The organism is Achromobacter colocynthidis (assembly GCF_057334535.1).
This window is the reverse complement of sequence record NZ_JBHFIZ010000038.1, coordinates 95,386-107,535: the sequence shown is the minus strand read 5'-3', so window position 1 is coordinate 107,535 and position 12,150 is coordinate 95,386. Positions and strand designations below refer to the sequence as shown.

The window sequence follows — 12,150 nt, the reverse complement described above, 5'->3', positions numbered from 1 at the left end:
GGTCAGGTCAGGAGCGGGTGGCGGTGGGCACGGCTACCTGCGCCGCCTCGCCCGCAACGCGATAGTCCAGGTACAGGTACAAGCCCAGCAGTAGGCACAAGGGCACGACCACCAGGAAAAAGGTCGCCAGCGACGGCCCGATACCGCGGCGGTAGGGCGCCATTTTTCGTGCGCGGCCACCCGCCTGCGGAAACAGCGGCAGGCTGGGATCCAGCGGCGACATGCGGCGTTCTTCGGCAATGCGTGCCAGCAGGGCCGCGCGGTACTCAGCGAGTTCGGCGGGCGGACGATGCGTGTAGCGGCCGCTGAAGCCGGCCAGCAAAGCCAGGCCGTAGACCTCGCGCACTTCGACGGCGTCATCGGGCAGGGCCTCGAGCTTTTCGAAGAACGCCACACCCGCTCGTGTCGTCGAGAAGTAATGGCGCTGCAAGGGCGCCAGCCGCCAGGACGAACTGGCCGCCCAGTCGCGCGACATCGCCAGTTCGTCGATCCAGGCAACCACGGCGAACAGGCTGGCCTGCGCGTCGGCGGCGGTGAAACCATGGGCCTGCACGCGTTCGACCGCGGCGTCCAAAGACGCCTTCAGTTGCCCGCGCACCACTTCGGCGTCAGGTGTTGCGTCGGTGCCCGCGCCGGTGATCGCCGTGCGGGCCAACTCCATGGAGGCAATCCAGATATTGCTCAGGCGCACGTTGCTATCCTTTGATCACGATCAGTTCAAGCCGCAGGTCCGGCGGCGGCTCCGGCAGCGACAGGGACAGGCGTCCATCACGAACGACGGCATCCCAGCCGTCCGACAGGCTTTCGATACGGAAATACGCGCTGCCGGCACGGCGGGGCATGCCCAGCGGCAGCGTCTGCAGCGGAATGATCTCGATGCCGGGCAGCGACCGCGTCACCAGTGTTTCAATCTCGTCGGGGATTCCCAGCTTGGCTTCCAGCACCATGTGTTCGGCCAATTCCTTAGGCTCCAGGCCGCTGCGCGCCATCAGGTAATAGCGATGGCGAGGGCCGAAGAACGCGGCCGGCATGTCGGCGCGGTAGAGATTGCCCGCGGCGCCGTCCTGCTCGAAATGCACCAGCATCTCGGGGCCGATCGTGATTTCGTTCAGCAGGCGGCGCACCAGGTCCAGCACGCCCATGAACACGGATCCGATATCGGTGTGCTTGTAGGGGGCCACCAATTGCCGGTTGTCCCGCGTTTCGCCCAGCAGGTCGCAATAGTCCGAGAACGTGCTCAGCTCGCCCGCCAACTGGCGCAGCACGCCATAGACGGCCCAGGGATGGGTCTGCGCGGCTTCGACCAGGTGCGTAATCTGCGGTCCGTAGCGGTTCAAGACGGACAGGGCCAGGACCGGACCGAACTGGCCGTCCTCGCCGGAGCGGTTGGCAATGGGTTGCTTGAAGACTTCAAGCTGCCGGGCGCGTCCGATGACTTCGTCGCGCAATTCCATCAGCATGTGTTGCAGCGACGTGGACGCGGCCAGGTTCAGGCAGGGCGGCACGAAGCGGGGTGCCAGCCTGACGACCTCGCCATCCTGTTCCAGGCGCGCCAGGGGCATCAGGTCGTAATCGCCCAGCGCGCCGATCTCTTCTTCCCAGAACAGGCGCAGCACATACGTCATCAGCGTCACGCGTCCCGACGGGCCGCTCGCATAACGGTCGGGCACCTGTTGCGGATCGGCCGGCGCCACCAGCCGCGCTTCGGCCCGCGCCGCGTCGTCCAGGTTCTCGTATTTCTGTACGCTGGGCTGGTCCACCACATGACGGCGCAGGCCCACGTACAGCGTGCGCGGGCCTTGCGAGAATTCGGCCAGCTCGAAGCGCCGCGATTCGATGCGGGCATTGCCGGGGATTTCGGTCAGCGTTCCGTCCTGCCAGCGCAGGGCCATGTGGTCCACCACCACCTGCCGCGCGGCCAGGGCGGCTTCATTGATTTCCAGCGCGCCAAAACCCCAGCACCACGGCGCGGTCAGCTCGACCTGCCGTGCCAGGAGTCGTTCGGTCCAGGCGTCCTGGTACTGGAAATGATGGGGCTGCAGGAACAGGCCCTGATGCCAGAACAGTGGTTGTTTCAGATGCGTGCTCATGCTTTGCGGGGCCGGTTCATTGTTTGGCCGGCGTATTGCCGGCGGCGGGCGTCGTCGCGGGGGGCGTCACCAGTCCGCCGACGGGGCGGGTGGGCGTGACGGGCGGCGTACGGGTGCCGACTGCTTGGAGAATGCCGTCGGCGCCCAGGAGTAGTTCGATCTTCAAGGGCTCGGGCGAGGCGTTGCGTGTCTTGACCACGATGCCGCTGGAATCCACTTCGACGCCGATGCGGTACAGCCGTGCGCTGCGCGTCGGGTCCAGGTGGAAGTAACCGGCCACCAGCCCCACGTACTTGGCCTTTTCGACACGCGGTAGCGTGACCGTGCGGTTCTCGCCGGGCGACACGAACACGCGGTCGAGCGACAGCAGGCCCTTGGGCGGGGTGTCGGCCAGCAGCAGCGTGGACATCTTGGCGGAATTGGCGGCGTAGGGGGCGAACGCGCTGGGATCTTCCATCTGCACCACCGACAGCGCCAGCGTATGCGGCTGGTCGGTCGACTGATTCAACTTCGGGTCCGCTTCAATGGCAAGCTGCACGCCGTCGGCCGCATACGTCCACTTCAGCGCCTTGAGCGCATCCTCTTCCGACGTGCCGCCCATCATGCTGTTCAAGGAACTGCACGACGCCAGCGCAGCGCTGCACAGCACGATGGACAACAAACGCGGAATCGAAGCCTGGAGCTTGAGCATGGCGGCTTTCCTCAACTGACCAGCATCACGATCACCTGGCTGGGGGCAGCCACGATACCGACCGTGTTGTTGGCGTTCTGCGTGGTCATGCAGGTCAGGCGCACGCCCGGCGGCCCGCCCACCATGACCTTCATGCTGCCGGTCACGAACGCGGCCTCGCCCATGATTTCGCCGCAGGCCACACCGCCGCCCGCCACGCCGCCCTGGTCGCCGTTGCTGAGCATGATGGTGCTGGCCTGGTTCAGCGCCGGCATGCCGCCGACCAGCACGTTCTCGACGATGCCTCCCGGGTCGGCCATGTCGCTCATGGCGATGTTGGGGTAGGGCATCGGAATCGGCGAAGGCACCGCGGGCGTCAGACAAACGTCGGGCACGGTTGCCGTGGTCATCGCGCCGGCGTTATTCAGCATGAACATGGCGTTCTCCTTTCAACCTATCTGTACCGAGTCGGCATCCACCGCCACCCGGTCGCGGGCTTTCAGGTCGGCCGTTGCGGCATGCACCGACCAGTCCTCGTTGACGACGGTGCGCTGCGACCCGGTCGTGACGTCATCATGTCCGGCGACGCGGCGTACGCTTTGCCCCAGATGCACTTCGGCGCGGCCAGAGATTTCCATGCGCTCGACGCTGACGTCATTGCGTGTGTTCCAGTGCGTGTGCGCGTTGTCGCCCGCCACGCGCAAGGTCTGGCAACGCAGGTCGGCTTCGTCCAAGGTCACCGTGGCGTGCGCCGCATTGACTTCCAGGGCGGGGCCGGCGTCCAGCGCCCCGCCATCGGCCGCCTGGATCGACAACTTTCCTTCGGGCAGCGACAACTGCAAATCGCCCGGCACTTCCACTCGGGCGGCGGATGCCGGCGCGCCGCGCTCGAGTACGGTCAGGATGTAGCCCTGGCCCGCGGCCAGGCTGACAAGCGCGATGTCACCGACTTCGGGTTGCAGCAGGCAGCCGGCGGCGGGGGTGACCCAGATGGCGCCGGCCCCGGTCAGCGCGGCGTAGCGGCGACCGTCGCGCATGACCAGCCGCGCGTGGTGCAGACGGGCGCCCTGGTTCGGCGAATAGGCAGGCGGGGCGTCAGGCTGGCTAACGGCCGGGTCCAATGCGGGATTAGGATGGTTCATCGAGTGTCCAATGGCATCGGGTTAGACGGGGGGGCGCCACAATTCGGCGGCCCGCAATTCGGGGTCATCGCGACGGACGTTTTCAAGCACGGTTTCGCGCCATGAGGCATCGGGCAGTTCGACGGCGTGCAGGCGCGCGCCCGTCAGGTCCGCGCGCGCAAAATCCGCATGCGCGACCCGCAGGTGCGACAGGTCGGCGTCCATCAACTTCGATTCGCCGAACGAAATTCCCGTGGAATTGGCGGCCTGAAAGCGGGCGCCCTGCAACGACGCTCGCGCGAAGCTGGCTTTGTCCAGACGTGCCTGGTCGAAGATGGCGCCATCCAGCATCGCGCCATCAAAGCGGGCGTTCTGCAGCGCGGCTTGGTAGAAAGACACACCCGGCGCCACCAGCCCGCTGAAATCGACATCGGCGGCCTGAACGCGGTTGAAGGAACATTGCGCCAGCACGGCGCCAGCCAGCGTGGAGCCCGTCAGTTTGCTGTCCGGCAGGTGGCTTTGCCGCCAGACCGCGCCCGAAAGATCCAGGCCGGACAGGTCGCAGCGCGACAGCCATGCCTTGTCCACCTTGGCCGTTCTCATCCGGGCGCCCGGGAAGGCCGTGTTCTGGGCGGCCAAGCGGGTCAGTTCAGCAAGGTGGAAATCCGCGTCCTGCCACACGCAGTCCATCATCCAGACCTTGATGGCCTTGGTTTCGCGCCACGACACCGCATGGCCGCTGCAGGCGGTGAAGGACGCCCCATCCAGCGCCACGCCGTCCAGGCTCACCTCGTCAAGCCGGCAACGGTTCCAGACCGTCTTGCGCATGTCGGCGCTATCGAAGCGAGCGCCACGCGCGTCCAGGTTGGCCAGGCGCAGACCGGACAGGTCGGCATTGCGGAAATCGACGCCGGCCAGCGCGTCGGGCGCCAGCCGTTCGCCCGCGCGCAGCGCTTGCAGCAGCGCCTCGCGATTCTGGGTCGCGTCACTCACGGCCGTAATCCTCCAGCAGGCGGCAGCGCGTCAGCAGGGCCTGGTCCAGTTGCACGCCTTGCGCGGTCGCGGTGCGGGTGTCGGCCGCGTGCAGGTTGGCGCCGGTCAGGTCCACGTCCTGCAGCACCACCTGGCGCAGCCGGGCCTTCATCAGGTTCGCTCCGCGCCAGCTGGCCTGCTCGATGCGGCTGCCCGTGAAGTCGCAGACGCGCGCCACCAGATGCCAGGCGTCGGTGCCCGACAGGTCGCAATTCTTCAGGAATCCGCGGTCCATGTGCGTCTCGCGCAGCGTGGCCTTGCCCAGGTTCGTATCCTGCAGGCTGGCCCTGTCCAACAGCGCGCGGTTCAGGTTGGCGCGGCGTAGATCGGTGCCCTTCAGCGTGCGCAGTTGAGCCATGCTGGCACCGTCGTAACGCGAACCCGCGGCCTGGCAGGTCATCAGGGTCGCGCCTTGCAGGTCGGCGCCATCCAGGGTGGCGTCCTCCAGCATGCACTTGCTGAACATGGCCTTGGGGAAGCGGCTTGATGCCGCGTCGATGCCAGCAAACCCGCACGCCGTAAAGCGCGCCTCCTGGCCCTGGGCGTGGCGCAGAACCGCCTTGTTGAAGTCGCATTCCTTGGCCTGCGCCGTTGCCCACTCGGTGGCCGACAGATCGGCCTGGGTGAACACGCATTTCTCCAGGCGGGCTTGTGAAAAGTCCGCGCCGGGCAGCTTCGCCCCAGCCACCTGGCACCCCTTCAGCAGGGCGCGGGGGAAACGGGCGCGGCCTAGTTGGGCATCCCCAAGGTCGCAGTCCTCTAATTGGCAGTCGGTGAAATTGACGCTTTCCAGATTGGCGCCGCGCAGCACGCAACCCCGTAGCAGCGAGGTGCTGAGGTCCAAGCCGGCCAAGTCCACGCCGCTCAGGTCCAGCCCTTGCAGTTCGCACCATTGCGCCGAGGCGCGCCGCGCGTGGCGCCCAAGCAGGGCCTCGCGGTCCAGCGCGGTGCGCGGGCCGCGCGGCAGGGCTTCATCCGGCAAGGGCAGTGACGGCGGTTCCTGGGCCTGTAGCGCTTCCGCCTGCTTGGAGATTTTCTTGGCGTTCAGTTGCAGCGCGTCCATCTTGATCTGGAATGCCTGGTACCGTTCCATCAGCGCGGCCTTGGCGTCGGGCGGCAGCTTCATTTTTGAGACCGCATCGGCCGGGTCCAGCACGACGGGCGGCCGGGCACGCGAACGCGCCAGCGCAGCGTCGTAGTCCAATCCGTGGGCGCGCCATTGTTCGCGCGTCTCGGCTTCGCCAGCGGCCAAGGCGTCGGCCACGTATTGGCGCACGGCAGCCTTGAACGCCGTCGGTTCCTTGGGCCATTCGGGGGTCGGCAGCGCCGACGGGTTGAGCGGAGCGCCGCTTTGCGCCATCTTGGCCTGCAACGATCCCAGGCCATAGCGCTGCATGGTCTGGTCGGTCTCGGCAATGGCCGACTGGCGGGTGTCGGCCAGGGTCTTGGCGACCGTCGCGCGATGCGCGACTGCCGCCTTGCCCATCTCTTCGATTGCCTTGCCTGCCTCGGCCGTTTTCGCGGCGGCCTCGGGACCGGGCTCGGGCGCGGCCAGCGTTTGTGTTTGCGCCGGCGTTGCGGTCTCGCCGGCCTCTTGCCATATCCGCGCCCAATGCTGGGTGGATTGCGGCGCTTCGCTCATGCGTTCGGTGAAGATGCCCAGGCCGAGCACGTCCTCCGCATCCTCGCGCCGCGTGGCGAGCTCGCCCCGGTACAGCACCAGCACGCGCTCGTCGTTCGGCAGCAGCCAGACGGTGTCCAGGTCCAGCGGCAATTCCACGCGCCGCTCGGGCGCCGCATCGGTGCGCACCAGCACACGCGGCCGCAAGCCGGGCAAAGTGCCGCGTTGCAGCGGATGATCGGCGTGCATGTTCTCGGCGAACCAGCTTTCGTCGCCGCGCCAATAGCCTTCCTGGCATTGGTCTTGCGCGAAACGGTCGAACCAACGCGGGTCGGTATCGTCGGGCAACCAGGGCAGCCGTGCGCGCTGCCAGCGCTTGTCCAGCGTGCCTAGCCAGCGGATCTGTTCAGGCGCGCCCTGGGCCAGCACGCCCAGGCTGGCCGGGCGCGGCACATCGCCTGGCCGCAACACCGGCGCGCTGGGGTCTTCGATATTGGGCAGGGCAACGCCGACGGCCTGGTCCGCCTGGGCACAATGGCCACGGCCGTGCGGATTGGCCGCCCAGCCCTTGGCGCCGTAGGCGCGTGCCAGGCCGATGGGCATGTCGGTGTAAGGCTGCGGCGCGCTGGGCTGCCAGCCGGCAATGCCGCGCGACCAGTAGCGGTCGCCCAGCACTAGCACCGATTTTTGCAGCTCGCCCACGCCGGCGCGCACGGTCAGCCCGGTAACGGGCCGGCCTTGCGGCGCCTTGGCCGCGCCGGCCACGCCAAAGCCGCCGCGCGTTTTTTTCTGCGCCAGGTCGAAGGGTTCGTCGGTGAAAAGCGCCGTCAGCGTTTTCCAGGCGTCCTGTTCGGACACGCGCGTGCCGTCCGCGCCGCAACAGTAGCCTACCGTGACGGTCAGGGACGACTGGCCCCCCCGGGATTGATATCCCAGCAGCAGCATGGCGTCGGCGGGTTTGTGCACGTGCATGGCGTTACCCGAGCATGACGACAGTGCCGTTGATCGTGACGTCGCCGCCCGTCGTCACCGCCACGTCCGCGGTGGCGGTGAGTTCGATCGACGGGCTGGTGATCGACGCGCTGGCATTGGTGAGGTTGACGTTCGATATGCCGCCTTCGACCATCGTTTCCGTCAGGCTGGTCACGGTGGTCTTGGTCCAGCCGTCGATCGTGGCGATCGAGCTCGTAAGTTTCGCGCCGGCCGGTTCCAGCGACAGTGACGACGCTACCGAACCTATCCAGGCGTCAGGCGTGAAGAGCCGGTAGGATTCCAGCGCCGTGGTCTTCATCATGCCGATTTCCTCGGTCTTCTCCGCCAGGATGCCGTTCCATTTCCCGGCGACCCACTTGGTGAAGGCGTTGGCGTAATTGGCGTTGTCGCGCACGATGTTCTTTTCCAGGAGGTTGATCTCCTTGGCGGCCACGCACTCCATGCTGAGCTTCACGCCCAGCGTCGATTCGAAGGTGGCGGCTTCGTTGAATTCCACTTTGCCGCCGAAGAAGTGCCCCAGCGTCAGGGCTTCCACGCTTTCGATTTTCATGCCCATGAAGTTCTCGACCACAATCCCGCCACTCTGGCCCACCGTAATGCCGGACGGCATGTCCTGCGCCTCCGATCCCAGGAAGTTGGCCTGGGTTTCATCGGAGTCGGACCCCGCGCATACGCGGTAATGGCCCGGCACTTCAATCAGCATGCTGCTGCCGGCATACAGTTCGCCGTGCAAGTTCGTCTTCAAGTGGAACCCGTCGTTCACACCTTCCTCGTCCGACTGGCCCAGATTCATCGAGGAATCCTGCGTGGGGCTGTACAGCCGGATGGCCGGTGCGCCGTCGCCGCCCGGCTGCGCGTCGGCCAGCACCATGGTGTTGCCGCCGGGCGTGCCGATTCTGTGGTGCGCTGAATTCTGCGCGTTGACCACGCTGGGCGCCTCGGTATTGGGCAGTGACGAGACGATCACAGGGCGATCCGGATTGCCGTTCAGGAACGCGATCAGGACTTCCGTGCCTTCGCGCAACGGAAAGTGCATGCCTGCATCCGACAGGCCTTGCGACGACGCCCCACCCGCATAGGGCGTGGCCATGCGCACGAAGGCGGAATTCTGTTCACCGTCGTAACGCTGCTTGGTGAACAGGAAGCGGATCTTGTACAGGCCGTTGGTGTCCGGTTGGGCGAACCGCCGGGGTTGTCCGGGCGTGGCAACGTCGACGAAACCGTTGACCAGGCGGCTGACCTGCGGCACGGGAGTAATGCGCGGTGCGCGGTACTGCAGGGGAGGCGACGAGGGATCGTCAACGTCTAGCCAGCGTGGCAGCGCCACGAAGGTCGCCCGGTAGGCCGGAATATCGGTTTGAGGCGAGGTTTCGACCGTTTGCGTGCCTTCGTGCGTGACTTCGATCACGTAGTACTGCCGCGCGTCCACACCGCGCAGATATTCCGAGACGGCAAGCAGCCTGGCCGCGCGGATGCCGGGCGTGTGCGCTTCGCCCTCCAGGCGCACGCGCTGGCAGGAAAGTTCCTGGGCGCGCCAGGAGGCAAGCGCCGAGCCCGAGATGGCCGAGGTGCTTTCTAGTTGCTCGAAATGATCGTCCGACTGATGGACCTCGCCCAGGCCCAGGACCGTGGCGGGCTTCGGCACGCTGGCCTGGCTCGACAGGGTAATGGTGGTGTTGCCCTGTTCTTGCGAATCGTGCAGCACCACCATGTTCGGCGTCAGGCCAACACGCCGGTTCAACTGCATGATGGCGATTTCGCGCACGTCGGGGTCGATCATGCCCCGGGGGTAATACACGGCGGTGTCCGGGTCGGCAGGCTGCTGCTCGACGCTGTTGGCAAACACCACGGACTCCTGTTCGGAACCCTGCTCGAACCAGAAATAGACGCCGTAGTATTCCAGTTTTCGCATCAGGAAATCCAGGCAGGTTTCCTCGAACTGGCAGGTGAAATCGGCCTGCGTCTGCGTCAGCTGCGTCGCGGCGATCCGGTAGTCGTAGGCCGTGTCGTCGTTGCTGTAGGGCTCTGTCAGGCCGGCATAACCGAGCAGCTGCTTGATCAGGTCGGCCAGGTCGCGCTTCAGGTAGATGTCCGACCAGCGCATGGAACGCAGGCGCGCAAGCCGTGGCTCCAGCGCCACCTGGTAGTAGTAATGGGTCTCGTCGCGCCCTTGCTCCGCGCCTTGGGTAATGATGCCGTGCCATTGGCGCAACGTGCCGTCCGGCGCCTTCGCCGTCAGCGTCGCGGGCTGGTCCAGCAGTTTCTCCAGGGCCAGGTCGCCTTGCGCGACCGCGAAGGTGATATCGAAACGATACGGCCGCGACACTGCCTCGGTGCCCTGCCAATGCGTCACGATGACGTTGGCGGCGGGCATCGCCTGGCCGTGCAGCATTGAACTCAGCGCGGCGCAATCGAAGGCATAGTCGTAGGCGTTGGACATTATGCCGTGGCCTCCGTCGGCGTGATCTTCCAGCCGCCGTCCGTGTCTGCCTCGACGTGCAGCGCGCTAAGCGAGCGGCCCTCGGCCAAGGCGGACAGGACCGTGTCGGACAGCACCGGTGTCAGGCTCTTGCGCAGGATGAAGTCAATGTTGCGCGCGCCGCTGTCGACTTCCGTGCAACGCGCGGCGATGGTGTCGGCCACGGTTGCCTCGAACGTCAGCGCTATCCGGTTGGCGGCGGCAAGCCGCTGCTGCAGCTTGGCCAGCTTCAGCTTGACGATGCCCGCCAGTTCGGACGCGGGCAGCGTGTAGTAGGGCACGACGGTCATGCGGGCCAGCAAGGCCGGCTTGAAGTGCCGCGCCAGCACCGGGTGTATCGCGCTTGCCAGCGTGTCCGGATCCGGACGCCCGTCCTGCGCCAGGCGCGTGATTTCCTCGGTGGCCAGGTTGCTGGTCAGGAACACCACCGTGTTGCTGAAGTCGATGATGCGGCCTTCGCCATCGGCCAGCGTGCCCTTGTCGAAGACCTGGTAGAACAGGTTGACGACGTCCAGGTGCGCCTTTTCCACTTCGTCGAGCAGCACGACCGAGTAGGGCCGTTTGCGCACGGCCTCGGTCAGCACGCCGCCTTCGCCGTAGCCGACGTAGCCCGGGGGCGCGCCCACCAGCCGGCTGACCGTGTGCTTTTCCTGGAACTCGCTCATGTTGATCGAGACCAGGGCCTGGTCGCCGCCGAACAGTTGGTCGGCAATGGCCAGCGCGGTTTCGGTTTTACCGACCCCGGACGGGCCGACCAGCAGGAACACCCCCATGGGCTGCTGCGGATCGCGCAGGCCCGATTGCGCGGCCTTCACGGTGGCGGCGATCTGGTCCACGGCGTGGTCCTGCCCGCGAATGCGTTCCTTGATGTGGTCCGCCAGGGCCAGCACGCCGTTGACCGCGTCGCGCTGCATCTTGCCTAGCGGCACGCCGGTCCAATCGGAAACCACCCGCGCCACGGCGTCGGGGTCGGTCTCGATGAACACCAGAGGCTCGTGGCGTTGCAGTGCTTTCAATTTGGCACGCGCCGCTTCGAGCTGCGCGTTGAGGGAGGCGGCATCCGCGGCATCCACGCCCGCGGCAGCCTGCGCGGCGTCATCGGTCGCCGAGCTGTCGTTTTGCTGAGCCTTTGCCTCGGCGGCTGCCTCGGCCTCGCCCACCTTCCGGCGCAGGTCGAGTACGGCTTGCGCGGCGTCGCGCTCTTCGGTCCAGCGCGCGTGCAGCGCGTCACGGCTGCTTTCCAGTTCGGCGCGCTCGGCGGTAATGGCTTCCAGCCGCTCGCTGTGGCTGCCGGGTTCGTAGCGGACATCGCGCGCCAGCGCCTGGCGCTCGCGCTCCAGGCCCGCCAGGCGGCTTTCCAGGTTTTCAAGTTCGGCGGGCTTGATGCCCAAGCCTATGCGCACGCGCGCGGCCGCCGTGTCCAGCAGGTCGACCGCCTTGTCGGGCAACAGGCGGCCGGTGATGTAGCGGTTGGAAAGTTCGGCCGCGGCCACGATGGCGTCGTCGCGCACCGTGACGCCGTGTGCCGCCTCGTAGCGGTCTTTCAGACCACGCAGGATCTGCACTGCGGTCGGCACGTCCGGCTCATCCAGCTTGACGACCTGGAAGCGGCGCGCCAACGCCGGATCTTTCTCGAAGTACTTTTTGTATTCGCTCCAGGTGGTGGCGGCAATGGTGCGCAACTCGCCGCGCGCCAGCGCCGGTTTGAGCAGGTTGGCGGCATCGGAGCCACCGGTCTGGCCGCCCGCGCCGATCAGCATGTGGGCTTCGTCGATGAACAGGATGGTTGGGCGCGACGCACCCTTGATCTCGTCGATCACGCCGCGCAGGCGATTCTCGAATTCGCCCTTGACGCTGGCGCCCGCTTCCAGCAAGCCCAGGTCCAGGCCCAGCAGGCGCGTGTCGCGCAGGAACTCGGGCACGTCGCCATTGATGATGCGCAGCGCCAGGCCTTCCACCACCGCGGTCTTGCCCACGCCTGGCTCGCCCACGCAGATGGGGTTGTTCTTGCGGCGGCGCGCCAGGATGTCGATCATCTGGCGGATTTCGCTGTCGCGCCCGAACACCGGGTCGATCTTGCCGGCGGCGGCCTTGGCCGTGAAGTCTTCGCAGAAGCGGTTGATGGCGGCGTCGCCCCCCCCCGC

The 12,150-nt window shown here is 66.7% G+C and carries 9 protein-coding genes; all 9 read right to left on the bottom strand.

What is annotated here, in order from left to right:
- Nucleotides 1-7: 7 nt before the first annotated feature.
- Entirely contained in the window at nucleotides 8-691 is a 684-nt protein-coding gene (locus tag ACE04A_RS24665; protein WP_279994358.1) for a DotU family type IV/VI secretion system protein, read from the bottom strand.
- Nucleotides 692-695: 4 nt separating this feature from the next.
- Nucleotides 696-2,090, bottom strand: coding sequence for a type VI secretion system baseplate subunit TssK (tssK, locus tag ACE04A_RS24660; RefSeq protein ID WP_100854053.1), 1,395 nt, complete (start codon nucleotides 2,088-2,090; stop codon nucleotides 696-698).
- A gap of 16 nt (nucleotides 2,091-2,106) precedes the next feature.
- Entirely contained in the window at nucleotides 2,107-2,781 is a 675-nt protein-coding gene (gene tssJ, locus ACE04A_RS24655) for a type VI secretion system lipoprotein TssJ (RefSeq protein ID WP_279994359.1), read from the bottom strand.
- Between the two features lie 11 nt (nucleotides 2,782-2,792).
- The gene (locus tag ACE04A_RS24650) at nucleotides 2,793-3,197 is read right to left on the bottom strand and encodes a DUF4150 domain-containing protein (protein WP_100854055.1); all 405 of its coding nucleotides are present in this window, start codon (nucleotides 3,195-3,197) and stop codon (nucleotides 2,793-2,795) included.
- 12 nt (nucleotides 3,198-3,209) lie between these two features.
- Nucleotides 3,210-3,902, bottom strand: a complete 693-nt coding sequence (locus ACE04A_RS24645; RefSeq protein WP_485820624.1) for a DUF3540 domain-containing protein — start codon at nucleotides 3,900-3,902, stop codon at nucleotides 3,210-3,212.
- A 21-nt stretch (nucleotides 3,903-3,923) separates the two neighbouring features.
- On the bottom strand, nucleotides 3,924-4,874 hold the full coding sequence (locus ACE04A_RS24640) for a pentapeptide repeat-containing protein (protein WP_485820623.1): 951 nt from the start codon (nucleotides 4,872-4,874) through the stop codon (nucleotides 3,924-3,926).
- A complete protein-coding gene (locus ACE04A_RS24635; protein WP_279994363.1) occupies nucleotides 4,867-7,506 on the bottom strand; it encodes a DUF2169 family type VI secretion system accessory protein in 2,640 nt (879 codons plus the stop codon). Before ACE04A_RS24635 ends, ACE04A_RS24640 begins: the two co-directional genes overlap by 8 nt.
- 4 nt (nucleotides 7,507-7,510) lie before the next feature.
- The gene (locus ACE04A_RS24630; RefSeq protein ID WP_448718362.1) at nucleotides 7,511-9,967 is read right to left on the bottom strand and encodes a type VI secretion system Vgr family protein; all 2,457 of its coding nucleotides are present in this window, start codon (nucleotides 9,965-9,967) and stop codon (nucleotides 7,511-7,513) included.
- On the bottom strand, nucleotides 9,967-12,150 hold a 2,184-nt coding region (gene tssH, locus ACE04A_RS24625), incomplete at its 5' end, for a type VI secretion system ATPase TssH (protein WP_485820622.1). The genes ACE04A_RS24630 and tssH, both read right to left, overlap by 1 nt.